Source organism: Pseudomonas sp. AU11447 (genome assembly GCF_001672555.2).
Classification (GTDB): domain Bacteria; phylum Pseudomonadota; class Gammaproteobacteria; order Pseudomonadales; family Pseudomonadaceae; genus Pseudomonas; species Pseudomonas nitroreducens.
This window is the reverse complement of record NZ_LZDG02000043.1, coordinates 64,374-89,032: the sequence shown is the minus strand read 5'-3', so window position 1 is coordinate 89,032 and position 24,659 is coordinate 64,374. Positions and strand designations below refer to the sequence as shown.

Genomic DNA, 24,659 nt, shown 5'->3' with positions numbered 1-24,659 from the left:
ATGGATCAGTCCTCGGGGCCGCGCGGTGCCGGGTTGCGGGTGATGAACATGGCATCGCCGTAGCTGAAGAAGCGATAGCCCTGCTCCACTGCCGCCGCATAGGCAGCCATGGTCTCGGGATAGCCGGCGAAGGCGGAGACCAGCATCAGCAGGGTGGATTCGGGCAGGTGGAAATTGGTCACCAGGGCGTCGACCACGTGGAACGGCCGGCCCGGGAAGATGAAGATGTCGGTGTCGCCGCTGAACGGCTTGAGGACGCCGTCACGGGCGGCGCTTTCCAGCGAGCGCACGCTGGTGGTGCCGACGGCGACCACCCGGCCGCCACGCGCCTTGCAGGCGGCCACGGCATCGACCACGTCCTGGCTGACTTCCAGCCATTCGTTGTGCATGTGGTGGTCTTCGATGCGCTCGACGCGCACCGGCTGGAAGGTACCGGCGCCGACGTGCAGGGTCACGAACGCAGTTTCCACGCCCTTGGCGCGGATGGACTCCAGCAGCGCCTCATCGAAGTGCAGGCCGGCAGTCGGCGCAGCAACAGCGCCCGCGCGCTCGGCGTAGACGGTCTGGTAACGCTCGCGGTCGGCGTCCTCGTCGGGGCGGTCGATATAGGGCGGCAACGGCATGTGACCGACGCGCTCCAGCAGCGGCAGCACATCCTCGCTGAAGCCCAGCTCGAACAGCGCATCATGGCGTTGCAGCATTTCAGCCTCGCCACCGCCGTCGATGAGGATCTTCGAGCCCGGCTTGGGGGATTTGCTGGAACGCACGTGGGCCAGCACGCGATGGCTGTCCAGCACGCGCTCCACGAGGATTTCCAGCTTGCCGCCAGAAGCTTTCTGGCCGAACAGGCGGGCAGGAATCACCCGAGTGTTGTTGAACACCATCAGGTCACCCGGCTGGAGGTAGCCGAGGACGTCAGCGAATTGCCGATGGCTGAGCTCGCCGCTCGGACCGTCCAGCACCAGCAGACGGCTGGAGCGGCGCTCGGGAAGCGGATGGCGGGCGATCAACGCCTCGGGCAGGTCGAAATGAAAGTCAGCGACGCGCATGGGAAGAGCTATCTCGAAGGGGCGCGTATCTTACTGGAAATGCCAAATTCTGACCATTCGAGCCGATTGACCGGCGCAGAGCGGCTCCCTATACTGCGCGCCCATTGCCTCGGTGGCGGAATGGTAGACGCGGCGGATTCAAAATCCGTTTCTGGCGACAGAGTGAGAGTTCGAGTCTCTCCCGGGGCACCATCCTCCCTCTCCTCAGTGGAGGGAACACTTGAAAGCCCGCTCATTCAGCGGGCTTTTTCGTTTCTGGCCTGCAGCGCTTCGATGAAGGCCGCCAGCGCCATCGGCTTGCCGAACAGATAGCCCTGCAGCACGTCCACCTCGCATTGCGCCAGGTAGCGCCACTGCTCTTCGGTCTCCACGCCCTCGGCAACGATCCGCAGATTCAGCTTGCCGCACAGTTCGACGATGCTGTCGAGGATGTGCGAAGACAGCGCATCCACTCCGATCATTGCGACGAAACTGCGGTCGATCTTCAGCGCATCCACCTTGAAGCGGTGCAGATAGGCCAGGCTGGAGTTACCGGTGCCGAAGTCGTCGATCGCCAGGCAGACCCCCTGGGCATGGAGATTGTCGAACAGCTCATCGATGGCCGCGCTGGAGACGATCAGCTCACGTTCGGTCAGCTCCAGGGTCAACTCAGGACGATGCGGCAGGAATCGCGCCTGGAACTCCTGGCACTCCTCGAACAACCCCGGTTCGGCAAAGTGCCGAGCGCTGATGTTGAAGCCCAGGTGGAAGCCATCGCCCAGCAACTCGCCGTGTGGCGCCAGGCCATCGGCAACCTGGTGCATCAGGTCGCGGGTCATCGGCACGATGAGCCCGGAGCGTTCGGCCATGGGAATGAACAGATCCGGCCCGACCATCCCTTCGCGCGGGTGAATCCAGCGCATCAGTACCTCTGCACCGATCCAGCGGCCGTCCTGTGCGTCCACCAGCGGCTGCAGGTAAGGGACGAACTCCCCCGCCAGCAAGGCTCTCTCCAGCTCCAGGCTCGGGGTGGCGGAACGCCCCCAGAGCCAGAAACAGGCAAGGCCGGAGACACCGCCCAGCATGAGCATCAGCGCCACCAGCGGCAGCGAGTCTTCGCGGATATGCCGCCACTGCGCCCCGGCAGGAAAGCCACCGATCACCGCATACGGAAACTGCTCCGAGCGCCGCTCGACGTGCCCCAGCGGCAACGGCAACGGCTCGCCGTCGCGCACCGCGCCCTCCTCGTCCATCCACTGCCGTCCGACCTGCAGTTGCAGGTCACTGCGCTGATCGACCAGTTGCAGGGTATTGCTCAGGTAGCGGCCATCCACGGTGGCAAGCGCTGCGTAGCTGCCCTGGGGGCGACGCAGGATCAACAGGGCAGAGTCCGGCGTGACCCGGTTCCCAGCCATCATCCGCAACTGCCCCTGCGCATAGAGAGAAGGGTCCAGCAACTCGTCGAACTCGCCAAACAGCGACGTGCAGTAGATGTCGTCGTCGCGGGCCAGGTTGACCGAGCGGACGAACGGCACCACGGCGACCTGCTCCCTGAGCACCAGGGTCGCCTCGTCGCAGGACTCATCGGCGTGCAGTAGCGCCACGCGGGCCGCGCCATTGGCATTGCCGAGCATCACATCGAACAGGCGCACGGCTTCGTTCGCAGCGGTACTGGCCTCGACAGTCAGGCTGCGCAAGGCCTGCCAGTAGATGATGGCGCTGCCCAACAGCAGCGGCAGCAGCGCCATGGAAAGTGAAAAGACCAGGCGGGGCAGCAGCCTGCGCCGGGTGTAGCTGCGTAGCGGCATCCTTGATCCTTGCTCGACGGCACCGCGACCTGCGGCGCATTGCCACTCCCCCATGGGCAGCGACGTGGTTTGAGCTTAGAACAGCCTCCGCCGCAGGGCGCCGTGCAAAGGAATCCGTATAATCCCGGCCCCATCGATCCCAGCCTCCATAGAAGACGCTCATGCCCAAGCAGCAGCTCCAGCCCGTGGGAGATTTCCCGCCCGCCACGCTCGTCCGTCGCTTTGCCGCGATGTTCTACGACTTCCTGCTCTGCGTGGCCTTGCTGATGGTGGTGACGCTCATCTACCAGCAAGGCTTCCTGCGCCTGATCTATGGCAGCGAGAAACTCCGCATGCTGGCCGACCAGGGCGCGCTGACCGGCGACCCGTTGCTGTCCAGCCTGCTGTTCATCAGCGTGTTCGCCTTCTTCGCGAAGTTCTGGACCCATAGTGGCCAGACCCTGGGCATGCAGGTCTGGGGCGTGCGCGTGCAGAACGCGGACGGGACGCGCATCAGCCTGATGCAGGCACTGCTGCGCTTCGTCATTGCCATTGCTTCCTGGGGCTGCGTCGGCCTGGGCTTCCTCTGGATGCTCTGGGACAAGGACAAGCGAACCTGGCAGGACCGCTACTCGGAAAGCGTGGTGGTCCAGATCCCCAAGGCGGTGCGCAAGGCAACACAAGGCCGAGGCTGACCTCGACACACAAAAAAGCCGGCGATTGCCGGCTTTTTGTTTTGCCTAGGAGCGAGCTTGCTCGCGAACAAAATCCACTCGGAGCCGAGAGGTTCGCGAGCAAGCTCGCTCCTGCAAGGCTTATCCGGCCCGCTTCAACAGCAAGGTGCCGAGGAAAGCACAGATCGCCGCCGGTACCAGCACCGCCAGCAGCGGCGGGAAGTTGAAGACCTGGCTGGACGGGCCGAGCAGGTCCTGGGCAATACGGAAGGTGAAGCCCACCAGCACGCCGGTGAACACGCGCTGGCCGAGGGTCACGCTACGCAGCGGGCCGAAGATGAACGAGATCGCCATCAGCACCAGCGCCGCCGTCACCAGCGGCTGCAGGATCTTGGTCCAGAACGCCAGCCAGTAGCGGTTGGAGCTCAGGCCCTGGTCCTGGAGGTAGTGGATATAGCTCCACAGGCCGGTGATCGACAGCGCTTCGGGCTCCATCACCACCGTATTGAGCAGTTGCGGGCTAAGCTGGATATTCCAGGCCTCGCTGGGCTTGCTCACGACCTCACTGCGTTTTTCCGCAGCATGCAGCACCGTGGTGGACACGTCCTGCAACTGCCACTGGTTATTCTCGAAGACCGCCTGGCGGGCGAAACTCGCGGTCTGCAGGCGACGGTTCTCGTCGAAGTCGTAACGCGTCACCCCCAGCAGCACGCCATCCGGGCGCACCACGTTGATGTGGATGAATTCATGCCCCTGGCGGTGCCACAAGCCAGACTTGGAACTCTGCGAGCCGTTGCCGCTCTGCGCCAGGGCGCGCCCGCTCTGGGCGGCGGTTTCGGTGTAGGGAATCACATACTCGCCCACCAGGATGCCGGCGAACATCAGCACCAGCATCGGCTTCATGACCGCCCAAACGATGCGCTGCAGCGACACGCCGGCGGCGCGCATGATGGTCAGTTCACTGTTGCTGGCCAGGGTACCCAGCCCCACCAGGCAGCCGATCAGCGCCGCCATGGGCAGCATGTCGTAGCCGCGGCTCGGCGCGGTCAGCAGGACGAACTTGAGGGCTTCGGTCAGGGTGTAGCTTTCGTCGATCTGCCCCAGTTGGTCAACGAAGGCGAACAGCTCGGCCAGGCCGAGGATCACCCCGAGTACCGCGAGAATGGAAACGAAGACAGTCGTGCCGATGTAACGATCCAGCTTACGCATGCTTCAGCTCCCCGCCCGACTTCGCTCGCTTGGCGGCCAGCTTCAGACGCAGCGGCTCCCAGTACAACAACAGCAGGCCGATGGCCAGGAATATCCCGTGGATCCACCACAGGCCGAGGGCCATGGGGATCTTGCCCTTGTCGAGCATGCCGCGCCCGGCGATCAGCAGCGCCAGGTAGGCCATGTACAGCAGCACCGCCGGCAGCAGCTTGAGGAAGCGGCCCTGGCGCGGGTTCACGCGCGACAGCGGCACCGCCAGCACAGTCACCACGAACACCAGCAGCGGGATGGACAGGCGCCACTGCAGCTCGGACTTCATGCGCGGATCATCGCTGCCCAGCAGGTCGGACGTGGGAATGGCATCGCGGTCGTCGATCTCGCTGCTCACTTCCGGCTTGGGTAGCAAAGCGGCGTAGGTGTCGTACTTGATCTCGCGGTAATCAGCCTGGCCAGGCGTGCCGTCGTAGCGGTAGCCGTCCTTGAGGATCAGGTAGCGGCTGCCGTCGGCATGGATTTCCTGCACGCCAGTGGCGCCGACCAGCACCGAAGTGCCGCCGTCCTTGCCGTTGCGCGGGCGGTTCTTGTCCGAGATGAACACCCCGCCCAGCTCGGTGCGTTCGTTGGCCAGGGTCTCGGTATAGGTCACCCGCGTACCGTCGCGCATCGACTGGAAGCGTCCCGGCGCCAGGGTGTCGAATTCGGTCATCGCATCCTGCTTGTTCAACAGCAGCTGCATCTGGGTGATGCCCTGGGGCGCCAGCCACAGGCTCAGCCAGGCCACCAGCAGGGCGATGAACAATGCCGGCGCCAGGGTGATGGCGAGCAGGCGCTGCTGGCTCATGCCGGTGGCGGTGAGCACGGTCATCTCGCTGTCCAGGTACAGGCGGCCATAGGCCAGCAGGATGCCGAGGAACAGGCCCAGCGGCAGGATCAGCTGCAGGAAGCCCGGCAGGCGCACGCCCATGATCATGAACAGCGAACCCGGATCGAGCAGGCCTTGGGCCGCCTGCGCCAGGTACTTGATGAAACGGCCGCTCATGATGATGACCAGCAGCACGGCGCTCACCGCGCTCATGGTGATCAGCACTTCACGGGACAGGTAACGGAAGACAATCAAACCGGACACTCCAGGGTTGTCACGCTCAGGCGGCTACGCTCAAACTAGCCGCCGTGAAGCATTGCCGGGTGCGCGCGGACGCGACCCAGCGCAAATAGCCGGCATTATCCTGCGATTCGCCAGGCCTGTCACTGCGCAGTCCATCTTCATTCGCAGACCCTTCTGCTCTTTGTCCCGGGGACACTCAGCCATGGAATTCCTTGTAAAAAGCGTACGTCCGGAAACCCTGAAGACCGCCACCCTGGTCATCGCCGTGGGCGAAGGCCGCAAGCTCGGCGCCAGCGCCAAGGCCGTCGACGAAGCCACCGGCGGTGCCATCGCCAACCTGCTCAAGCGCGGCGACCTGGCAGGCAAGGTGGGCCAGACTCTACTGTTGCAAGATTTACCCAACCTTAAGGCCGAGCGCGTGCTGCTGGTCGGCGCCGGCAAAGAGCGCGAACTCTCCGACCGCGCCTACCGCAAACTGGTTTCCGCCGTCCTCGGTAATCTGAAGAACCTGGGCGGCGCCGACGCCGTGCTGGCCCTGGGCGACCTGGCCGTGAAAGGCCGCAATGCCCACGGCAAGGCCCGCCTGCAGGTGGAAACCCTGGCCGACGGCACCTACGTCTTCGACCGCTTCAAGAGCCAGAGGGCCGAAGCGCCGAAGCTGAAGAAGATCACCCTGCTCGCCGACAAGGCCGACGCCGCCGCTGTCGAACAGGGCGCCAAGGAAGCCCAGGCCATCGCCAACGGCATGGCGCTGACCCGCGACCTGGGCAACCTGCCGCCAAACCTCTGCCACCCGACCTTCCTCGGCGAACAGGCCAAGGCGCTGGGCAAGGAATACAAAGGTCTCAAAGTCGAGGTCCTCGACGAGAAGAAACTCCGCGAGCTGGGCATGGGCTCGTTCCTCGCCGTCGCCCAGGGCAGCGACCAGCCGCCCCGCCTGATCGTGCTGCAGTACAACGGCGCGAAGAAGAAGGACGAAGCTCCGCACGTCCTGGTCGGCAAGGGCATCACCTTCGACACCGGCGGTATCAGCCTCAAGCCCGGCCTGGGCATGGACGAGATGAAGTTCGACATGTGCGGCGCCGCCTCCGTGTTCGGCACCTTCCGCGCCGTGCTGGAGCTGCAGCTGCCGATCAACCTGGTCGGCGTGATGGCCTGCGCCGAGAACATGCCCAGCGGCGGCGCCACCCGTCCGGGCGACATCGTCACCACCATGAGCGGCCAGACCGTCGAGATCCTCAACACCGACGCCGAAGGCCGCCTGGTGCTGTGCGACGCGCTGACCTACGTCGAGCGCTTCAAGCCGCAATCGGTGGTGGACATCGCCACCCTGACCGGCGCCTGCATCGTCGCCCTGGGCTCCAACACTTCGGGCCTGATGGGCAACAACGACGCGCTGATCAAGCAACTGCTGAAGGCCGGCGAAGTCGCCGACGACCGCGCCTGGCAACTGCCGCTGTTCGACGAGTACCAGGAGCAGCTGGACAGCCCCTTCGCCGACATCGCCAACATCGGCGGGCCGAAGGCCGGCACCATCACTGCCGGCTGCTTCCTGTCGCGCTTCGCGAAGAAGTTCCACTGGGCGCACCTGGACATCGCCGGCACCGCCTGGATCAGCGGCGGCAAGGACAAGGGCGCCACTGGCCGCCCGGTTCCACTGCTGACCCAGTACCTGCTGGACCGCGCCAAGTAATGGCACAGTGCAATCTGCCGATGGGATCGAGCGCATGACACGTGTGGATTTCTACGTCATTCCCAGCGCCGATCCCGACGCACGCCTGACCATCGCCTGCCGCCTGGCCGAAAAGGCCTGGCGGCAAGGCATGCGTATCTTCGTGCTGTGCAGCGACGAGGCCCAGCGCGACGCGCTGGATGCCCGGCTGTGGAACTTCCGTGGGGAAACCTTCATCCCACACAACGCGGTGGAAGAAGACGCCGACTCGCCCATCGTGCTGGCCCTGGGCGAGCCGCCGGAGAGCCACCGGGACCTGCTGATCAACCTGACCCTGGCCATTCCCGCGTTCGTCGACCGCTTCAACCGGGTCGCCGAACTGGTGATCGAGGAACCGGCGATTCGTCAGGCCGCGCGGGAGAATTTCCGTCGCTACCGCGAGCAGGGCTATCCTTTGCAGGACCATCGCCTGCCGCGCCCTTGAGAGCGTCACCGCCAAGACCATGGACAACCGCAAGCCCCCGCACGACCCCGACCACCTGCTGGAAGACCTGAAGAAGATCCAGGACCTGCTGGACGAATCGGGGGCCGAGCCGCCCCTGCTCACCGAATCCTTCGAGCCGGACAACATCCCGTTGCTCTCCGACGTCGTCACGCCCGCGCCCCAGGCTCCGGCGCCGCCTGCCATCCAACCGGTCGAGCCGAACGCCGTGCCCCAGTCCAGCGAGCTGAATCGCCTGGACCTGGAGCTGCGCGCCGCCGCTCAACTGATCCTGCAGGATGTCATCGACGACTTCGCCCCGCGGATCGAAGCCGAACTGCAGCGCCGCCTGGAAGCGCGGATGCAGCGCCTGCTGGCCCAGCGCAAGCCCTGACCGCTGCACCCCATACCCTTCTGTAGGAACGAGGGGGCGCCTGGCCCTTGCTCGCGGACGCTCTTCTGCAAGCTCGCAGTAAGGGCGCTTCGCGAGCCAGCTCGCTCCTACATGCCTCTTTGCGGGCACACGGCCATCCGCGCCGGTGGCCTGAGCGCCCCGCCTCCCGTTATACTCAGCGGTTTTCCGTCTAGCCTTATCAGGGTCCCGCCGCGCTCATGGACAAGACCTACCAGCCCCACGCCATCGAATCCCACTGGTACCCCCTGTGGGAGAAAGAGAACTACTTCGCCCCGCAAGGTTCCGGCGAGCCGTACACCATCATGATCCCGCCGCCGAACGTCACCGGCAGCCTGCACATGGGTCACGGCTTCAACAACGCCATCATGGACGCGCTGATCCGCTACCGCCGCATGCAGGGCCGCAACACCCTGTGGCAGCCGGGTACCGACCACGCCGGCATCGCCACCCAGATGGTGGTGGAGCGCCAGCTGGCCGCGCAGGGCATCGCCCGCCATGACCTGGGCCGCGAGAAGTTCCTGGAGAAGGTCTGGGAATGGAAGGACCAGTCCGGCGGCACCATTACCCGCCAGATTCGTCGCCTGGGCTCCTCCGTGGACTGGTCGCGCGAGCGCTTCACCATGGACGACGGCCTCTCCGAAGCAGTCAAGGAAGCCTTCGTGCGCCTGCACGACGACGGCCTGATCTACCGCGGCAAGCGCCTGGTCAACTGGGACACCAAGTTCCACACCGCCATTTCCGACCTGGAAGTGGAGAACCACGACGAGAAGGGCCACCTCTGGCACCTGCGCTACCCGCTGGCCGACGGCAACAAGACCGCCGACGGCAAGGACCACCTGATCGTCGCCACCACCCGTCCGGAAACCATGCTGGGTGACAGCGCGGTCGCCGTGCACCCGGAAGACGAGCGCTACGCCGCCCTGATCGGCACCTTCATCGACCTGCCGCTGGTGGGCCGCCGCATCCCGATCATCGCCGACGACTACGTCGACCGCGAGTTCGGCACCGGCTGCGTGAAGATCACCCCGGCCCACGACTTCAACGACTATGAAGTCGGCAAGCGCCACAACCTGCCGCTGATCAACATCTTCGACAAGAACGCCGCCGTGCTCGGCACCGCCCAGGTGTTCCAGCTCGACGGCAGCGTCAACGCCGAGTTCGACGCCAGCCTGCCCGCCGCCTATGCCGGCCTCGACCGCTTCGTCGCACGCAAGCAGATTGTCGCCGACTTCGAAGCCGCCGGCCTGCTCGAGAAGATCGACGACCACGCGCTGAAAGTGCCCAAGGGCGACCGCTCCGGCACCGTCATCGAGCCGTGGCTGACCGACCAGTGGTACGTCTCCACCAAGCCGCTGGCCGAACCCGCCATCGCCGCCGTGGAAGACGGCCGCATCCAGTTCGTGCCAAAGCAGTACGAAAACATGTACTTCAGCTGGATGCGCGACATCCAGGACTGGTGCATCAGCCGTCAGCTGTGGTGGGGCCACCGCATCCCGGCCTGGTACGACGACGCCGGCAACGTCTACGTCGGCCGCAACGAGGCCGAAGTCCGCGCCAAGCACAACCTGGGCGACGCCAACCTGCGCCAGGACGAAGACGTACTGGACACCTGGTTCAGCTCGGGCCTGTGGACCTTCTCCACCCTTGGCTGGCCGGAACAGACCGAATACCTGAAGACCTTCCACCCCACCGACGTGCTGGTGACCGGCTTCGACATCATCTTCTTCTGGGTTGCGCGCATGATCATGCTGACCATGCACCTGATCAAGAATGGCGATGGCACCGCGCAGATTCCGTTCAAGACCGTCTATGTCCATGGTCTGGTGCGCGATGGCCAGGGCCAGAAGATGTCCAAGTCCAAGGGCAATGTCCTCGACCCGCTGGACATCGTCGACGGCATCACCCTCGACGAGCTGCTGGAGAAACGCACCAGCGGCATGATGCAGCCCAAGCTTGCCGAGAAGATCGCCAAGCAGACCAAGGCCGAGTTCCCCGAAGGTATCGCCAGCTACGGCACCGACGCCCTGCGCTTCACCTTCTGCTCGCTGGCGTCCACCGGTCGTGACATCAAGTTCGACATGGGCCGCGTCGAGGGCTACCGCAACTTCTGCAACAAGCTGTGGAACGCCGCCAACTTCGTCATCGAGAACACCGATGGCAAGGACACTGGCGTGAATGGCGAGCCGGTCGAGCTGTCCTCAGTGGACCGCTGGATCATCTCCGCCCTGCAGCGCACCGAGATCGAAGTCGCCCGTCAGCTCGACGCCTTCCGCTTCGACCTGGCCACCCAGGCCCTCTACGAGTTCATCTGGGACGAGTACTGCGCCTGGTACCTGGAACTGGTCAAGCCAGTGCTGTGGGACGAGAACGCGCCGATCGAACGCCAGCGCGGTACCCGTCGCACCCTGGCGCGCGTGCTGGAAACCGCACTGCGCCTGGCGCACCCGTTCATGCCGTTCATCACCGAGGAAATCTGGCAGCGCATCAAGACCGCCGCTGGCAAATCCGGTGACACCCTGATGCTGCAACCCTGGCCGATCGCCGACGAGGCGAAGATCGACGCCGCCGCCGAAGGCGACATCGAGTGGGTCAAGGCGCTGATGCTGGGCATCCGCCAGATCCGCGGCGAGATGAACATCTCCATGGCCAAGCGCATCGACCTGGTGCTGAACAACGCATCGCCCGAAGACCACCGACGCCTGGCCGACAACGAGCCGCTACTGATGAAGCTGGCCAAGCTCGAGACCATCCGCGTGCTGGACGAAGGCGAAGAACCGCCGATGTCCGCCACCGCGCTGGTCGGCGACCTGCAGGTGCTGGTACCGATGGCTGGCCTGATCGACAAGGCCGCCGAAATGGCCCGCCTGGACAAGGAAATCCAGCGTCTTGAAGGCGAAGTCAAACGCGTCGGCGGCAAGCTCGCCAACGAAGGCTTCGTCGCCAAGGCCCCGGCGGATGTGATCGAGAAGGAACGCGCCAAACTGGCTGAAGCGGAACAGGCGGTGACCAACCTGATCCAGCAGCGCGAGAAGATCGCCAGCCTGTAAGTTCTGGAAAGGTAAAAACAACGGCGCCCGCGGGCGCCGTTGTCATTTCTGCGGGTCTGGCTTCAGTACACCGTCCCCACCGGATACACGTAGGCATTCACGTCATAGAACGGCGTGCGCTGGTAAAACCACTGCAGGCGCGCCTGGGCGTCCTTGGCGAAGGCCTTGTCGTCCTTGAGCTTCTTCTCGAACTCGGCCTTGAGCTTCGGGTCCTCGGCGAGCATCTTCCGCGCCATCGGTTCCATCACGTACTCCTCCGGCTCCTCGGCAACCACCAGGGTCGAGTTGAAGAAGCCCCAGGCCCAGAACGAGTCCGGGCTTTCCGCCGTCAGCAGGTTGATCGCCAGCACGCCCAGCGGCTGGTCGGTATCGATCACCACCGAGCCTGCCGGGTAGGTCTGCAGGCGCTGGAACGGCTTGCCCACGCCACTGACCAGCAGGTGCCCCTCGTAGCCGGGAATCTCGTTGGTGGCGGCGCGGTCCGGCTCGAAGCCGCCGGCCAGCTTGATATCGTCCATACGGTTCAGGGTCACCTCGATGGGCGTGGCCTTGTCCAGGGTCTTCATCTGGATGCCGTGGGACTTCAGGCGCGCAATCACTTCGCTCCACTGCACCGGCACCACGAACTGCTTCGGTCGTTTCACCACCAGGTCCGGCACCGAGTTGTCGCTGATCGGCACATTGAGTTGCTTGGGCTTGTTGCTCCAGACGATGGTCTTCTTGCCGGTGATCGGAGATTCCTCGTAGCGGTAGTCGCCCACGGTGAACGGCGTGTGCTGCTCTTTGCCGGGCTTCCAGGTGAGGATCACGTCCTTCTGCGCGGCCAGGCGCTCGCGGTCCTTGGTGATGGCCTGCTTGAGCGAGTCGGCGTTATCACCGATCACCTGGAACATCGCCTTGAGCATCACGTAGTTGCCCAACACCTGGGTTTCGTAGGGATGCAGCGCGTGCTGTTCGATGAGGATCGACGGCACGTTGCGGATGTCGCCGTACTGGTTGGAGAACCGCGCCAGGTCGGTGCGATAGGGGTAGTAACCCTTGGTCGGGTCCTGGTTGTCGTTGAAGCTGATGCACTCGTGGACCACGTGGCCTTCGCCTTCCAGCTCCTTGTAGACCGGCGGCCGCATGACCTTGTCCATCCACTCGCTGGAGGCCGGCGACCAGCCATTGCCGTTGTGGCAATAGGAGCTGTCGTAGGGGTACATGGCGCCGTCGGTGGAGTGGGTGTCGGCGAAGAAGCTCAGGTCGTACTGGTTGAACACCGAGGCGACGTTGCGGATTTCCGCGCTGTCGAGCTTGGTGAAGTCGCGGTTGAGGTTGTAGTTCAGGCCGTTGACCCGCCAGCCGGTCACTTCCGGGCCGTTCTGGTTGATCCGCCCGTAGGAGCTGCGGCGCAGGTCGCCGTCGATGTTCACGGTGGGGATGAAGAGGATGTTGACCTTGTCCAGCAGCCCCGCCAATGGCTTGTCGCCGGTAGTCATGTCGCGCAGCAGCATGAACATCGCGTCCTTGCCGTTGGCCTCACCGGGGTGGATTTCCGCCTCGACGAAGATGGTCGGTTTGCCGGACTTGTTCAGCCCCGCCGCCGACTTGTCCGCCTCGCGGCTGGCCGTGACCAACAGCATCGGCTCGCCAGTGGCGCTGTTCTCCGGCAGGTCGCTCAGGGTGATGGTGCCGCCGGATGCATCCGCCAGCTTCTGCAGCCAGGCGCGGGTCTGGTGATAGTCGGAGGTTTCCTTGAAGCCGCTGGACTCGGCCAGAGTGACCAGCGGATTGTCAGACTTGGCGATGTACTTCGTACTGGCGAGCTTCTGCTCGAACATCGCCGGCAGGATGCGGGTCTTGGCCGCGGCGCTGTAGCCGCTGTCATCGACATACCCCGGCGCCGAAGGCAGGGCGGCGTAGAGGGGCAGGCTTGAGGTGGCGAAGAGGCCGGCGAGCAGCGCTCGGGACGAGAGGTGGTACATGGGAGGTTCTCCTTCTGCAGCAAAACGTCCTGCGGGCGCAGGTGCGTCCGTGCATCAACCATAGTCAACCCTGGGGAAATGCCAGCGCGGTTCGTCGTCGCGCCCGCTCTACGGCGGCCCATGCATTCCTCGGAGGAATGACCTTGCGAAGAATGCTCGCTTGGATCGCCGAGGCAGTTGCCCGAAGATCAGCCCACCCTGCCCCTTCCAGGAACCCCATGCCCATGTCCGATCTTCCGGCCCGCAACGGCGGCCAGATCCTCGTCGAAGCCCTGCTGCGCCACGCGGTGGATACCGTCTACTGCATCCCCGGCGAAAGCTACCTGCCGGTGCTCGATGCCCTGCACGATGCCAGCGGCATCCAGACCATCGTCACCCGCCATGAGGGCGCCGCCTCGAACATGGCCGATGCCTACGGCAAGCTCACCGGCCGCCCCGGTATCTGCTTCGTCACCCGCGGGCCGGGCGCGACCCATGCGGCCAACGGCGTGCACACGGCGATGCAGGACTCGACGCCGATGATCCTGTTCATCGGCCAGGTGGAAAGCGCCTTCAAGGGCCGCGAAGCCTTCCAGGAAGTGGACTATCGGCAGATGTTCGGCGGCCTGGCCAAATGGGCCACCGAAGTCGACGACATCCACCGCATTCCCGAGATCGTCGCCCGCGCCTTCCGCGTCGCCCAGTCAGGGCGGCCCGGTCCGGTGGTGATCGGGCTGCCGGAGGAGGTGCTGTTCGGCTCGGCACAGGTCGCCGATGTGGCGCCGTCGCCCATCACCCGCGCCGTGCCGACGTCCAGCGCGCTGGCCGAACTGCATGAACGGCTGAGCCAGGCCCGGCGCCCGCTGCTGATCGTCGGCGGCACCGGCTGGACCTCCGAGGCCTGCGAGCAGGTACGCGCCTTCGCCCGCGCCAACCGCCTGCCGCTGGTGGCCTCGTTCCGCCGCCAGGACCTGATCGACAACCGCGACGAGCAGTACGCCGGCCAGCTCGGCTTCGGCGCCTCGCCCAAGCTCACCGCGCGGGTGCAGGAAGCAGACCTGCTGCTGGTACTCGGCTCGCGCCTGAGCGAAACGCCCAGCGCCGGCTACACCCTGATCCGGAGTCCCCGCCCGCTGCAGAGCATGATCCACGTATACGCCGATGCCAGCGAGCTGGGCCGCGTCTACCAGGCCGACCAGATGATCGAGGCCGGCATGCCGGAGATCGCCACTGCCCTGGCCGGCCTCGCTCCCCTGCGCGAAACACCCTGGGCGGAGTGGACCGCCGCGGCCCGCGCCGACTATCTGAGCTACGTCACTCCACCCAAGCAAGCCGAACCACCGCAAGGCGTAGACCTTACGCAAGTCGTCCAGCACCTCAACGAAACGCTCCCGGACGATGCGGTGATCAGCAACGGCGCCGGCAATTACGCCGTCTGGGTGCACCGTTTCTACCGCTATCGCACGCCGCGCAGCCAGCTCGCCCCCACCAACGGCGCCATGGGCTACGGCTTCCCCGCCGCCATCGCTGCCAAGCTGCGCGACCCGCAACGCAGCGTGGTGTGCTTCGCCGGTGACGGCTGCTTCATGATGTACCCGCAGGAGCTGGCCACCGCTGTGCAGTACGGCGCCGTGCTGACCGTCATCGTGGTCAACAACGGCATGCTCGGCACCATCCGCATGCACCAGGAACGCGAATACCCCGGCCGCATCAGTGCCACGCAGCTGCGCAACCCGGACTTCGTCACCCTCGCCCGCGCTTTCGGTGCCCACGGCGAGCTGGTCGAACGTACCGAGGACTTCGCCGCCGCCTTCGAGCGTGCCCAGGCCAGCGGCAAGCCGGCGCTGATCGAGTTGCGCACCGATCCGCAGCAGATCACCCCGGTTTCGCGCCTGCCATGACCCGGCGAACGCCCCGCGCGCGGGGCGTCACGCTTCGCTAAGCTGCATCGGATCAACGCAACGTGCCTGCCACAACGGGCACAATGGCGCGCCGAAATAAAGCTAGGGAAGCGCATGAGTCTGCAACTGATCTGGGTCCTCGCCCTCCTCGCCAGCGCGGTCGGGCTGTTCGTCGCCAACCGCCCGCGGATGGACGTGGTCGCCCTGCTGGTGATGGTCGCCCTGCCGTTGTCCGGTGTGCTCAGCGTGCAGGAGTCGCTGGCCGGCTTCGCCGATCCCAACGTCATCCTGATCGCCGCGCTGTTCGTCATCGGCGAAGGCCTGGTGCGCACCGGCGTGGCCTACCGCATCGGCGAATGGCTGACCCGCCGCGCCGGCTCCAGCGAGACGCGCCTGCTGGTACTGCTGATGCTCGCCGTTGCCGGCCTCGGTTCGGTGATGAGTTCAACCGGCGTGGTCGCCATCTTCATTCCCGTGGTGCTGAGCATCGCCGCGCGCCTGCACGTGTCGCCGCGCCGGCTGATGATGCCGCTGAGCTTCGCCGGGCTGATCAGCGGCATGCTCACGCTGGTCGCCACCGCACCCAACGTGGTCGTGCACAGCGAGCTGGTGCGTGAAGGTTCGAAAGGTTTCAGCTTCTTCAGCTTCACGCCGTTCGGCCTGGTCGTGCTGGTGCTCGGCGTCGGCTACATGCTGGTGGCGCGGCGCTGGCTGGGCGATGACGCCGGCGACGACAAGCAGAGCGTCAAGCGCCGCACCCTCAGCGACCTGATCCGCGACTACCAGCTGGCCGGTCGCGAGCGCCGCCTGCGCATCCGCGCCGACTCGCAACTGGTGGGCATGAGCCTGGCCGACGTGGAGCTGCGCGCCCGCGCCGGGACCAACGTAGTAGCCATCGAGCGCATGGTGCACTTCCGCCTGAAGATCCTGACGCCCAGCGCCAACATCGTGCTGCACGCCGGTGACGTGTTGCTGGTGGATATTTCCGGCGAACGCAACGACCTGCTCGGCATGTACCACGAATACGGCCTGGAGCCGCTGAGCCTGCAGGGCGACTATTTCACCGAACGTGCCCACGAGGTGGGTATGGCCGAAGTCACCCTGCCGCCGGAGTCCGGGTTGCTGGGCAGGAGCGTGCGCGACCTGGAGTTCCGCAGCCAGTTCGGTCTCAACGTGGTCGGCCTGCGGCGCAACCGCGAGGCGCTGGTGGAAGGACTGCTGGAGGCCAAGCTGAAGGTCGGCGACACCCTGCTGGTGATCGGCGACTGGAAGGAAATCCGCCAGCTGCAGGCGCGCAGCCGCGACTTCCTGGTGCTCAGCCTGCCGGCCGAAGTCGACGAGGCGGCGCCCGCCGCCAGCCAGGCGCCCCACGCGCTGTTCAGCCTGGCGGTGATGGTGATCCTGATGGTCAGCGGCCTGGTGCCCAACGTCATGGCCGCGCTGATCGCCTGCCTGCTGATGGGCGCCTTCCGCTGTATCGACATGGACAGCGCCTACCGCGCCATCCACTGGCAGAGCCTGCTGCTGATCGTCGGCATGCTGCCCTTCGCCCTGGCGCTGCAGAAGACCGGCGGCATCACCCTGGCGGTCAATGGGCTGGTGGGCGCGCTGGGCGGTGCAGGCCCCTACGCAATCCTCGCCAGCCTGTTCGCACTCACCGCGATGATCGGCCTGTTCATCTCCAACACCGCCACCGCCGTGCTCATGGCCCCGGTCGCCATCGCCACGGCCAAGGCGCTGGGCGCCTCGCCCGAGTCATTCGCGATGATCGTCGCGCTGGCCGCGTCGGCCGCCTTCATGACGCCGATCTCTTCGCCGGTCAATACTCTGGTGCTCGGCCCCGGCCGCTATCGCTTCGGAGATTTCGTCAAGGTTGGCGTACCCTTCACCATTCTGGTGATGATCGTCAGCGTTGTGCTGGTACCCTGGCTGCTGCCGCTGTAGCCGCCAACTACAAGATCACCAAGGAAACGTCACGATGGAAGTGAGCAAGACCAAGAGCAGTTTCTACCGCCGCCTGTACGTCGCCTGGCTGATCGACAGCGGCACCGCCACCAGCGTCCCGGCGCTGATGGAAGCCACCGGCATGCCCCGGCGCACCGCCCAGGACACCCTGGCTGCGCTGGCCGACCTGGACATCGACTGCGCCTTCGAGCAGCACGACGGCGAGCGCAACAACGCCGGCCACTACCGCATCCGCGACTGGGGCGCCATCGATCCGCGCTGGATTGCCGCGCACCTGCCTAAGATCAAGGACATCCTGCAGTACCCCTGAGCCGCCATCATGCTTGCCGTCCCGCCCGCCCTCTGGCGCTTTCGCCGACTGATCCTGCTGCTGGCCTTCGCCGTGGTGCTGGTCCTGCTCTACCGCGCCAGCGGCCTGCACGAGGAATTCAGCCTCGATTACCTGCGCAACGAACTGGCCGACAACCGCCTGCGCGGCCTGCTGCTGTTCGTCGGCCTGTTCGCCCTGGGCAACCTGTTGCACATCCCCGGCCTGCTGTTCCTCGCCGCCGCCGTGCTGGCCATGGGCAAGCTCTGGGGCGGCTTGACCACCTATGCCGCCGCCCTGTTTTCCTGCGGATTCACCTTCCTCATCGTGCGCGCCGTGGGCGGCAATGGCCTGCGGCTACTGAACAACAAGATGACCCGCGCCATCTTCAGCCACCTCGACCAGCGCCCGGCGACCAGCGTGTTTCTCCTGCGCCACGCCTTCATCACCTCGCCGACGCTGAACTACAGCCTGGCCCTCTCCGGCATCGGGTTCGGGCCCTACATGCTCGGTACGGCGCTCGGCCTGCCGATTCCGCTGCTGCTGTGCTGCCTGCTGTTCGACCGCCTGGGCAGCCTGCTGATCGGCTGAGGCGCGGCGAGCGCATCTGTGGGAAAATCGCCCTCCGCTTTCCAGCCCCACGCCTGCCATGCCGAAACCGCCGAAACGCCCTGCCGCCAAACCCGAGCCCCTGCGCGACCCTGCCGCGAAGCGGCCGAACCTGCTGCACCCGCGCAACCGCCACCAGGGGCACTACGACTTCCCGGCGCTGATCGAGGGTTGCCCGGAGCTGGGCCGCTTCGTCATCACCAACCCCTACGGCAAGCCGAGCATCGACTTCGCCAACCCGGAGGCCGTGCGCGTGTTCAACCGCGCGCTGCTCAAGGCGCAGTACGGCATCGACCAGTGGGACATCCCCGCCGGCTTCCTCTGCCCGCCGATTCCCGGCCGCGCCGACTATGTGCACTACCTCGCCGACCTGCTCGCCGAGGACAACGCGGGCAGCGTGCCGCGCGGGCCGAACGTGCGCGTGCTGGATATCGGCGTCGGCGCCAACTGCATCTACCCGCTGATCGGCCACCGCGACTACGGCTGGAGCTTCCTCGGCTCGGACATCGAGCCGGCCGCCCTGGCCTCGGCCCGCGCCATCGTCAATGGCAATCCCGGCCTGGGCGAGGCCATCGAACTGCGCCAGCAGCACGATCCGAAACACATCTTCCAGGGGCTGCTGGCCGCCGATGAGCGCTTTGCCGCGACCCTCTGCAACCCGCCCTTCCACTCCTCACCGGAAGAGGCCAGCAGCGGCAGCCGGCGCAAATGGAAGAACCTCGGCAAGCTCGACCCATCACGCCAACTGCCCAAGCTGAACTTCGGCGGGCAGAGCAACGAGCTGTGGTGCGAAGGCGGCGAAATCGCCTTCCTGCGCAAGCTGGCGACGGAAAGCGCGACAGTCGGCCAGCAGGTGCGTTGGTTCAGCTCCCTGGTGTCCAAGGCCGGCAACCTCGACGACTTCCGCCGCGCCCTGAAGAAGGCCGGGGCCATCACGATTCGCACCGTGGACATGGCCCAGGGCCAGAAGCAGAGCCGCTTCGTCGCCTGGACCTTCCTGGAGCCGGAGCACCGCCGAACTTCGCCGTAGGGCGCATAACGCGGCACGCGTTATCCGCCGTCAGCCAGCGCACGGCGTGGTCCGTCAGGCCTCGGCCGCCATGGCCGGTATGCGCTCGCGGCCCAGCAGCACGAACACCAGCCCCGCCACAATGAACGTGATCCCGGCGAGCAACTCCAGCACGCGGCTGAACACTGCCGTGTAATCGCTGCGCAGTTGCTCCACCGGCACTTGCGGAAGCTGCTCGACCACCGCCGCCAGGTTGCCGATGGCCAACTGGTTGGCGCTCATCAGGCGCTCCGCCGGGGCCAATCCCAGCGGCTCCAGCTGCGCGGCGATCAAGGTTGCCAGCAAGGCACCGACCACCGCGATCGCCACTGCATCGGCGGACACCCGCACCGTGTTGAAGATGCCGGTCGCCATGCCTGCGCGCTCGCGCTCCACGACACTCACTGCCAACCCGTCCATCAACCCCCAGGGCAGGCCGATACCGATGCCGATCATCAGCAGCGGCGCATCCGGCGCGACGCCTTCAGCCAGGTTGCGCGCCAGCCAGAGCAGCCCGCCCGCGACGATCAGCAGGCCGATTGCCGACAGGCTGCCAGCGCTGAAGTGCTTTGCCAGAAGCGCTGCGACGAAGGGCACCACCAACAGCGGCGCCGACAGTGCCAGCATGGTCCAGCCGGCCTGCAGCGCGCCCTGCCCCTCAACGCCGATGAAGCGTCCCGGCAACAGCACGATCAGCACCACGTAGGCAAAGGCCGGCGACGCACCCAACAGTTGCACGCCGACGAAACGCCAGTGGTTGAACAGCGAGAGGTCCAGCAGTGGCCGCCGGACACGACGCTCGATGGCGATGAACGTCGCCAGGAGCACGGCACTCGCCGCCAGCGTGACGATCACCGCAATGCTGCTCCAACCCTGTTCCGGTGCCAGCAACAGACCGTAGGTGAACAGGCCGAGCGCGGCGGTGAAGCTCAGCGCACCGGGCCAGTCCAGGCCACGCGCCTGTGGGTCGCGGGTCTCGCGGCAGAAGTGCACGACTACCGGCACCGAAGCCAGCGCACAGACTGCCGGCACCAGAAACACCCAGCGCCAGCCCGGCCCATCGGTGAGCCAGCCGGCCAGCAATGGGCCGAAGGCCAGGCCAACGCCGAAGGTCGTCCCCAGCAGGCTGAATACCCGCGTGCGGATCGGCCCGTCGAACTCCTGCGCGAGCGCCGCCATGGCGGCGGCAAAAGCTGCCGAACCACCGGCGCCCTGCAGCAGGCGCAGCCCATCGATGGCCACCACCGAAGGTGCCAGGGGAATTGCCAGGGTAGTCGCGCAGAACAGCGCCAGGCCGACCAGCCAGATGCGCTTGCGCCCGTAGACGTCGGCCAGGCTGCCCGCCGCCATCATCGCCGCGCCGTAGGCGAGTACGTAGCCGTTGACGATCCAGTTCAGCGCCACCGCCGAACCGCCCAGTTCATGGGCAATGGCCGGCAACACCACGGCCGGGCCGGTGAAGCACAGGGGAATCAGCACCGCCGTCAGGCTGGCGGCGAGCAACAGCAACCAGCGCGAAACGTCATTGCCGTCTTGTCGAGTGTCGTGGGAGGGATTCATGGTGGGTCCGTGATGATCCGAAGAAGACCCGCTGCACCCTAAACAACCCGGCATTGCGGAAAAACAGGCTAGGATTCCGAACATAACGGACACCTCTGTCCGCAATTCATACCCTGCCAAGCGGCACAATGGCCGCCTGCCCACACGGATACATCCACATGGACAGCCTCAACGGGCTCCGGGTCTTCCTTCAGGTCGCCGACACCCTGAGCTTCGCCCAGGCCGCGCGACTGCTCGGCCTCTCCGCCTCGGCGGTGGGCAAGAGCATTGCGCGCCTGGAGGATCGCCTGGGCGTGCGCCTGTTCCATCGCAGTACGCGCAGCCTCAGCCTGAGCAACGAGGGGCAGCTGTTCCTCGAACGCTGCCGGCGCATCCTCGACGAGCTGGAGGCGGCAGAGCAGGAACTGGCGCTGTCCACCCAGCAGGCCCGTGGTCGGCTGAAGATCAGCATGCCGCTGGTGGCCGGCCTGCTGCCCCAGGTGCTGCCGGAGTTCCTGCGCTGCTATCCGCGCATCCAGCTGGACATCGACTTCACCGACCGCCTGGTCGACGTCATCGAGGAAGGTTTCGACCTGGTAGTACGCGGTGGCGAACTACGCGACTCACGGCTCAAGGCGCGCAAGCTGGGCGATTTCAGCCTGCTGCTGGTAGCCGCGCCGGGCTACCTGCGCCAATACGGTACGCCTCGCCGGCCGGCCGACCTGAACCAGCACCTGTGCCTGCATTACCGCTATCCCAGCAGCGGGCTGGTGCAGCGCTGGCCTCTGAACCTTGCGCCGGGTGAGTCGGAGCCGCGCCTGGAGGGCGGCCTGATCTGCAATACCGCCGACATGCTGATCAACGTCGCCTGCCAGGGCATGGGCATCGCCTGCCTGCCCGACTTCGCCGTGCGCGGTGCGCTGAACGACGGCAGGCTGGTGCAGGTGCTCGCCGAGCACACCGCGCACCAGGGCAGCTTCCACGCGCTGTGGCCGGCAGGCCGGCGCATGCCGCTCAAGCTGCGGGTGTTCCTCGACTTCCTTGGCGACCGCCTGTTCGTCAGCCGTTGAAAGAGGTCAGCGGATGAACTGCCTGCTGATCTCGCGGAAGGACTCGGTGCCCGCACGCTCCATCCACTCGAAGGCGACCATCTCCCGCGAGACGACCACCGCGCCGGCCTGACGCATGCGCTCCAGCGCCAGCGCCTTGTCCTGCGGACGACGCGAGCCGAGCGCCTCCTCCACCACGAACACTTCGCGATCTTCCGCCAACAGGCCGAGGACCGTCTGCAGCACACAGACATGCGCCTCGGTGCCGCACACCACGAACTGCCGGCGATCGCCGCCGGGCATCTGCAACAGGCCGGGATCGGTGACGGCGGAGAAGGCGATCTTTTCCAGCACTTCGCCCTCGCTCAGCTCGTCGCGCAGCGCCGGCAGCGTCGGCCCGAGCCCTTGCGGATACTGCTCGGTGGCCAGCACCGGCACGCCCAGCCGCCGCGCAATGGCCAGCAACCAGGCGCTGTGTTCCAGCACCGACTCGTTGGCGTGAATGGCCGGGAACAGGCGTTCCTGGATGTCGATGATCAGCAGGGTCGAAGCCTGGGCGCGCAGCAGCATCGTGGGTGTCCTCCTTTGCATGGGAACGCGAGATCCGAACCCGAGTTGTGGTCCCGCAGCGGCATGCTGTCAACCGCCATCGCACCATCGGCCACTTGGCAGAAGGCGCGCCAGCACGCACCCTATGCCGCGCCAGAACAACACAACAACGAGCCTGGGAGACAAGGAACATGGGCAAGAGCATCAGCATCGCCGCGCGTGACGGCAGCGGCAGCTTCAGCGGTTATCTCGCGGTACCGGCCAGCGGGCGTGGCCCCGGCGTGGTGATCGGCCAGGAGATCTTCGGCGTCAACGCCAACATGCGCAGCATCGCCGACAACTACGCCGAGGAAGGCTACGTCGCCCTGGTACCCGACCTGTTCTGGCGCCTGCAGCCCAACCTCGAACTGGGCTACAGCGAGGCCGAGTTCGGCCAGGCCATCGGCCTGTTCCAGCGCTTCGACGTGGACAAGGGCGTGGACGACATCGCCGCCGCCATGGACGCCCTGCGCGCACTGCCGGAAGTGGAAGATCGCGGCATCGGCTACGTCGGCTTCTGCCTGGGCGGCAAGCTCGCCTACCTCACCGCCGCGCGCACCGACGCGGCTTGCTCGGTCGGCTACTACGGCATGGGCATCGAGCACATGCTGGACGAGGCGCAGAACATCCGGGGTCGCCTGGTGCTGCACTTCGCCGAGCAGGACGTGTATTGCGACGCCAACGCCCGCGCGGCCATCGGCGAGGTGCTGGGCAAACTGCCGAAGGCGGAGATCTACAGCTACCCCGGCGTCGACCACGCCTTCGCCCGCCCCAACGGCATGCACTTCGACAAGCCCGCCGCGCTGATGGCCCACGAGCGCAGCATCGGCGCGCTCAAGCGCGAGATCGGCCCGGACTTCGACCTGTCGAAACTCTGGGAAGACCACATCCACCACGAATTCGCCGCCCGCGACGTGCCCGCCACCATGGCAACCATGGTCGCCCAACCCTACGTCAACCACATTCCCACCATGACCGGCGGCGTCGGCCAGGACGAACTGGCGCGCTTCTACCGCAACCATTTCGTCCACGGCAATCCGCCGGACATGAAACTGGTGCCGATCTCCCGCACCGTCGGCGCGCTGCAGGTGGTGGACGAATTCGTCATGTGCTTCACCCACTCCACCGAGATCGACTGGATGCTCCCCGGCGTGCCGCCTACCGGCAAGTACGTGGAAATCCCCATGCTCGGCGTGATCCGCTTCCGCGGCGACAAGCTGTGCCACGAACACATCTACTGGGACCAGGCCAGCGTGCTGGTGCAGATCGGCCTGCTCGACCCTGCCGGCCTGCCGGTGGCCGGCGTGGAGACGGCGAAGAAGCTGCTCGACGAAAGCCAGGTTTCCAACACCCTGATGAACAAGTGGAAGGACAGCGAAGGTCGCTGATCCTCCACCCGCACAAGGAGCCACTGATGTACCCCATAGGGAAATGGACCTGCGCCGCGCTGCTGGTACTTGCCGGTAGCGTTGGCGCAGCGGAGCGCACCGCACAGCCCTGCGACGGCGCCACCCTGCAGACCCTGGCCGGGCTGCTCGGCCAGCAGGGCTGGCAGGCACCGGAGTCCGGTGCGGCAACGCCGGTGGTCGCTGCTGCCTGCAAGGCCTGGCCGGATGATCCAAAGCTCGAAGTGGTCGCAGTCGCCTACAGCACGGCGGACGACAAGAGCGAGCCCGGCGAGCGCAACCTGAACCTGCTGGTCGGCCAGTTCGACACGGCCAGCGGCAAGCTGGTGACGCGCGTCGACGACAGCATCGGCGAGGACGCCATGGTGGAGATCGACAGCTCCAGCCTGTGGCTCGACACCGCCCGCTATCGCCTGGCGCCGGATGTGCGCGGTTTCGGCCTGGTCATTGGCAGCGTGGCGCGCGGCGCGAGCTGCCCGGACGCCTGGTCCTACGACGACTTCAGCCTCTACGCGCCGCAGGGCGCCAAGCTCAAGGAAGTCTTCCGCACCTACCTGCGGCAGTGGACGACGTTGGAGGGCCAGACTTGCAGTGATCGGCGCACGGTGATCGAACGCTCGCAACTCACCCTGGCCATGGGCAATGAAAGCCACCATGGCTACGCCGACCTGATCGTCAGTGCGAAGGTGCAGCGCGAACAGGAAGGCGACGATGTCGGCGCACCTAAGACAGTGCGAAAAACCGTCAGCTACGACGGCACACGTTACCCCTTCGAGGAATTCTCGACCTTCTGGCAGAGCCAGCCCTGACCTGTAGGAGCGAGCTTGCTCGCGAACAATCCTGCCGGTGAGCCCGATGTGACTCGGTTCGCGAGCAAGCTCGC

The 24,659-nt window shown here is 65.9% G+C and carries 20 protein-coding genes and 1 tRNA gene; 14 read left to right on the top strand and 7 right to left on the bottom strand.

Annotated features, from left to right (window positions below):
* Nucleotides 1–5 precede the first annotated feature (5 nt).
* Entirely contained in the window at nt 6–1,049 is a 1,044-nt protein-coding gene (gene queA / locus A6723_RS13825; protein WP_054907344.1) for a tRNA preQ1(34) S-adenosylmethionine ribosyltransferase-isomerase QueA, read from the bottom strand.
* A gap of 106 nt (nt 1,050–1,155) precedes the next feature.
* On the opposite strand from queA, the gene A6723_RS13820 reads away from it, so the two are divergent.
* A tRNA-Leu gene (locus tag A6723_RS13820) sits at nt 1,156–1,241 on the top strand.
* Between the two features lie 44 nt (nt 1,242–1,285).
* Here the strand turns inward: A6723_RS13820 and A6723_RS13815 are convergent.
* Nucleotides 1,286–2,836, bottom strand: a complete 1,551-nt coding sequence (locus tag A6723_RS13815; protein ID WP_054909095.1) for a cyclic diguanylate phosphodiesterase — start codon at nt 2,834–2,836, stop codon at nt 1,286–1,288.
* 161 nt (nt 2,837–2,997) lie between these two features.
* On the opposite strand from A6723_RS13815, the gene A6723_RS13810 reads away from it, so the two are divergent.
* Nucleotides 2,998–3,510 (top strand): RDD family protein, encoded by a 513-nt coding sequence (locus A6723_RS13810; RefSeq protein ID WP_054909096.1) that lies wholly within the window; start codon nt 2,998–3,000, stop codon nt 3,508–3,510.
* Between the two features lie 120 nt (nt 3,511–3,630).
* Here A6723_RS13810 and lptG read toward each other — a convergent pair whose 3' ends face one another.
* Complete coding sequence (gene lptG / locus A6723_RS13805; RefSeq protein WP_054909097.1) at nt 3,631–4,698, bottom strand: LPS export ABC transporter permease LptG; 1,068 nt, start codon at nt 4,696–4,698, stop codon at nt 3,631–3,633.
* Nucleotides 4,691–5,815, bottom strand: coding sequence for an LPS export ABC transporter permease LptF (gene lptF, locus A6723_RS13800; RefSeq protein ID WP_024762888.1), 1,125 nt, complete (start codon nt 5,813–5,815; stop codon nt 4,691–4,693). Before lptF ends, lptG begins: the two co-directional genes overlap by 8 nt.
* A 190-nt stretch (nt 5,816–6,005) precedes the next feature.
* On the opposite strand from lptF, the gene A6723_RS13795 reads away from it, so the two are divergent.
* The 4 genes from A6723_RS13795 (at nt 6,006) to A6723_RS13780 (ending at nt 11,418) form a co-directional block, all read left to right on the top strand.
* Entirely contained in the window at nt 6,006–7,496 is a 1,491-nt protein-coding gene (locus tag A6723_RS13795; protein WP_054909098.1) for a leucyl aminopeptidase, read from the top strand.
* A 34-nt stretch (nt 7,497–7,530) separates the two neighbouring features.
* Nucleotides 7,531–7,959 carry a DNA polymerase III subunit chi gene (locus A6723_RS13790; RefSeq protein WP_024762886.1) on the top strand — a complete coding sequence of 143 codons (429 nt, stop codon included), beginning with the start codon at nt 7,531–7,533 and terminating at the stop codon, nt 7,957–7,959.
* A 19-nt stretch (nt 7,960–7,978) separates the two neighbouring features.
* Complete coding sequence (locus tag A6723_RS13785) at nt 7,979–8,350, top strand: hypothetical protein (RefSeq protein ID WP_054909099.1); 372 nt, start codon at nt 7,979–7,981, stop codon at nt 8,348–8,350.
* 218 nt (nt 8,351–8,568) lie between these two features.
* Complete coding sequence (locus tag A6723_RS13780) at nt 8,569–11,418, top strand: valine--tRNA ligase (protein WP_054909100.1); 2,850 nt, start codon at nt 8,569–8,571, stop codon at nt 11,416–11,418.
* Between the two features lie 62 nt (nt 11,419–11,480).
* Here the strand turns inward: A6723_RS13780 and A6723_RS13775 are convergent, their stop codons facing one another.
* Entirely contained in the window at nt 11,481–13,385 is a 1,905-nt protein-coding gene (locus tag A6723_RS13775) for a M14 family metallopeptidase (RefSeq protein ID WP_054909101.1), read from the bottom strand.
* Nucleotides 13,386–13,609: 224 nt separating this feature from the next.
* Here A6723_RS13775 and A6723_RS13770 point away from each other — a divergent pair, with 224 nt between their 5' ends.
* The 5 genes from A6723_RS13770 (at nt 13,610) to rlmF (ending at nt 19,176) form a co-directional block, all read left to right on the top strand.
* Nucleotides 13,610–15,265, top strand: coding sequence for a thiamine pyrophosphate-binding protein (locus A6723_RS13770; protein ID WP_054909102.1), 1,656 nt, complete (start codon nt 13,610–13,612; stop codon nt 15,263–15,265).
* A 114-nt stretch (nt 15,266–15,379) separates the two neighbouring features.
* On the top strand, nt 15,380–17,209 hold the full coding sequence (locus A6723_RS13765) for an SLC13 family permease (RefSeq protein WP_054909103.1): 1,830 nt from the start codon (nt 15,380–15,382) through the stop codon (nt 17,207–17,209).
* A gap of 34 nt (nt 17,210–17,243) precedes the next feature.
* A complete protein-coding gene (locus A6723_RS13760; protein ID WP_024762881.1) occupies nt 17,244–17,540 on the top strand; it encodes a helix-turn-helix domain-containing protein in 297 nt (98 codons plus the stop codon).
* A 9-nt stretch (nt 17,541–17,549) separates the two neighbouring features.
* Nucleotides 17,550–18,128, top strand: a complete 579-nt coding sequence (locus A6723_RS13755) for a VTT domain-containing protein (protein WP_054909104.1) — start codon at nt 17,550–17,552, stop codon at nt 18,126–18,128.
* A 58-nt stretch (nt 18,129–18,186) separates the two neighbouring features.
* Nucleotides 18,187–19,176, top strand: coding sequence for a 23S rRNA (adenine(1618)-N(6))-methyltransferase RlmF (gene rlmF, locus A6723_RS13750; protein WP_054909105.1), 990 nt, complete (start codon nt 18,187–18,189; stop codon nt 19,174–19,176).
* A 54-nt stretch (nt 19,177–19,230) separates the two neighbouring features.
* Here the strand turns inward: rlmF and A6723_RS13745 are convergent, their stop codons facing one another.
* Nucleotides 19,231–20,754, bottom strand: a complete 1,524-nt coding sequence (locus A6723_RS13745; RefSeq protein ID WP_054909106.1) for an MFS transporter — start codon at nt 20,752–20,754, stop codon at nt 19,231–19,233.
* Nucleotides 20,755–20,912: 158 nt separating this feature from the next.
* On the opposite strand from A6723_RS13745, the gene A6723_RS13740 reads away from it, so the two are divergent.
* Complete coding sequence (locus A6723_RS13740) at nt 20,913–21,803, top strand: LysR family transcriptional regulator (RefSeq protein WP_054909107.1); 891 nt, start codon at nt 20,913–20,915, stop codon at nt 21,801–21,803.
* A 6-nt stretch (nt 21,804–21,809) separates the two neighbouring features.
* On the opposite strand, the gene A6723_RS13735 is transcribed toward A6723_RS13740, so the two are convergent.
* Entirely contained in the window at nt 21,810–22,352 is a 543-nt protein-coding gene (locus A6723_RS13735; RefSeq protein WP_054909108.1) for a hydrolase, read from the bottom strand.
* 170 nt (nt 22,353–22,522) lie between these two features.
* Here A6723_RS13735 and A6723_RS13730 point away from each other — a divergent pair, with 170 nt between their 5' ends.
* A complete protein-coding gene (locus A6723_RS13730) occupies nt 22,523–23,758 on the top strand; it encodes a dienelactone hydrolase family protein (protein ID WP_054909109.1) in 1,236 nt (411 codons plus the stop codon).
* 26 nt (nt 23,759–23,784) lie between these two features.
* Nucleotides 23,785–24,585: a hypothetical protein gene (locus A6723_RS13725; protein ID WP_064979757.1), complete on the top strand. Its 801-nt coding sequence runs from the start codon at nt 23,785–23,787 to the stop codon at nt 24,583–24,585.
* The last annotated feature ends 74 nt before the right edge of the window (nt 24,586–24,659 follow it).

Coding starts and splice junctions, on each gene's coding strand:
- queA (WP_054907344.1), bottom strand. CDS start 1,049: ATGCGCGTCGCTGACTTTCATTTCGACCTGCCCGAGGCGTTGATCGCC.
- A6723_RS13815 (WP_054909095.1), bottom strand. CDS start 2,836: ATGCCGCTACGCAGCTACACCCGGCGCAGGCTGCTGCCCCGCCTGGTC.
- A6723_RS13810 (WP_054909096.1), top strand. CDS start 2,998: ATGCCCAAGCAGCAGCTCCAGCCCGTGGGAGATTTCCCGCCCGCCACG.
- lptG (WP_054909097.1), bottom strand. CDS start 4,698: ATGCGTAAGCTGGATCGTTACATCGGCACGACTGTCTTCGTTTCCATT.
- A6723_RS13795 (WP_054909098.1), top strand. CDS start 6,006: ATGGAATTCCTTGTAAAAAGCGTACGTCCGGAAACCCTGAAGACCGCC.
- A6723_RS13790 (WP_024762886.1), top strand. CDS start 7,531: ATGACACGTGTGGATTTCTACGTCATTCCCAGCGCCGATCCCGACGCA.
- A6723_RS13785 (WP_054909099.1), top strand. CDS start 7,979: ATGGACAACCGCAAGCCCCCGCACGACCCCGACCACCTGCTGGAAGAC.
- A6723_RS13780 (WP_054909100.1), top strand. CDS start 8,569: ATGGACAAGACCTACCAGCCCCACGCCATCGAATCCCACTGGTACCCC.
- A6723_RS13775 (WP_054909101.1), bottom strand. CDS start 13,385: ATGTACCACCTCTCGTCCCGAGCGCTGCTCGCCGGCCTCTTCGCCACC.
- A6723_RS13770 (WP_054909102.1), top strand. CDS start 13,610: ATGTCCGATCTTCCGGCCCGCAACGGCGGCCAGATCCTCGTCGAAGCC.
- A6723_RS13765 (WP_054909103.1), top strand. CDS start 15,380: ATGAGTCTGCAACTGATCTGGGTCCTCGCCCTCCTCGCCAGCGCGGTC.
- A6723_RS13760 (WP_024762881.1), top strand. CDS start 17,244: ATGGAAGTGAGCAAGACCAAGAGCAGTTTCTACCGCCGCCTGTACGTC.
- A6723_RS13755 (WP_054909104.1), top strand. CDS start 17,550: ATGCTTGCCGTCCCGCCCGCCCTCTGGCGCTTTCGCCGACTGATCCTG.
- rlmF (WP_054909105.1), top strand. CDS start 18,187: ATGCCGAAACCGCCGAAACGCCCTGCCGCCAAACCCGAGCCCCTGCGC.
- A6723_RS13745 (WP_054909106.1), bottom strand. CDS start 20,754: ATGAATCCCTCCCACGACACTCGACAAGACGGCAATGACGTTTCGCGC.
- A6723_RS13740 (WP_054909107.1), top strand. CDS start 20,913: ATGGACAGCCTCAACGGGCTCCGGGTCTTCCTTCAGGTCGCCGACACC.
- A6723_RS13735 (WP_054909108.1), bottom strand. CDS start 22,352: ATGCTGCTGCGCGCCCAGGCTTCGACCCTGCTGATCATCGACATCCAG.
- A6723_RS13730 (WP_054909109.1), top strand. CDS start 22,523: ATGGGCAAGAGCATCAGCATCGCCGCGCGTGACGGCAGCGGCAGCTTC.
- A6723_RS13725 (WP_064979757.1), top strand. CDS start 23,785: ATGTACCCCATAGGGAAATGGACCTGCGCCGCGCTGCTGGTACTTGCC.